Source organism: Polaribacter sp. Z014 (assembly GCF_023555435.1).
Classification (GTDB): Bacteria; Bacteroidota; Bacteroidia; order Flavobacteriales; family Flavobacteriaceae; genus Polaribacter.
Genome location: NZ_JALCZP010000103.1, coordinates 1 through 902 on the forward strand (window position 1 = coordinate 1; position 902 = coordinate 902).

General features: G+C 35.1%; 1 protein-coding gene. It reads left to right on the forward strand.

Annotated elements, in window-relative coordinates:
* On the forward strand, positions 1-902 hold a 902-nt coding region (locus MPF19_RS19115; RefSeq protein ID WP_502925282.1), incomplete at both ends, for a thiamine pyrophosphate-binding protein.

Below are 902 nucleotides of genomic sequence, written 5' to 3' on the forward strand. Positions count from 1 at the left end.
ATTGGAAAAACAATAATGGGTAAAGGTTGTGTTACTGCAGATGATAAAACTTTTGAAGGTGAATGTGAATTACACGGTCAGCCAATTGGAGCAACAGGAGCAGATTACACAAAAACCTTGTTACATTTAGGTGCAAATCCAGAAAATCCTTTTGATATTTATGAAGACGTAAGTGTTTTTTACAAAGATTTATTAGATAGAAAAATAGTAGAAGCAAGAGATAAAAAAGCAGATATTTCTATTTGGAGAGAAGCAAACCCTGAATTAGCAACAAAATTAGATTTCTTTTTATCAGGAGAATTACCAGAATTAGATTTTGAAGGAATTGAACATAAAGCGGGCTTAGCAACAAGAGCCGCTTCTTCCGGAGTTTTAGGATATTTAGCAGAAAAGGTAGAAAACATGATTGTTTCTTCTGCGGATTTATCGAACTCTGACAAAACAGACGGATTCTTAAAGAAAACACACGCACTTAAAAAAGGTGATTTTTCAGGATCATTCTTACAGGCAGGTGTTGCAGAGTTAACCATGTCTTGTATTGCAAATGGTATTGCATTACACGGAGGAATTATTCCTGTAGTAGCAACTTTCTTTGTGTTTTCAGACTATATGAAACCAGCGATTCGTTTAAGCGGAATTCAAGAATTAGGTGTAAAATATGTGTGGACACATGATGCTTTTAGAGTTGGAGAAGACGGACCAACGCATCAACCTGTAGAGCAAGAAGCGCAAATTAGATTGTTAGAAAAATTAAAAAACCATAGCGGAAATCCAAGTTTTATGGCTTTACGTCCTGCAGATTCTGCAGAAACAAGCGTTGCTTGGAAAATGGCGTTAGAAAATAAAAATACACCAACAGGTTTAATTTTATCTAGACAAGGAATTAAAGATTTACCAACCAA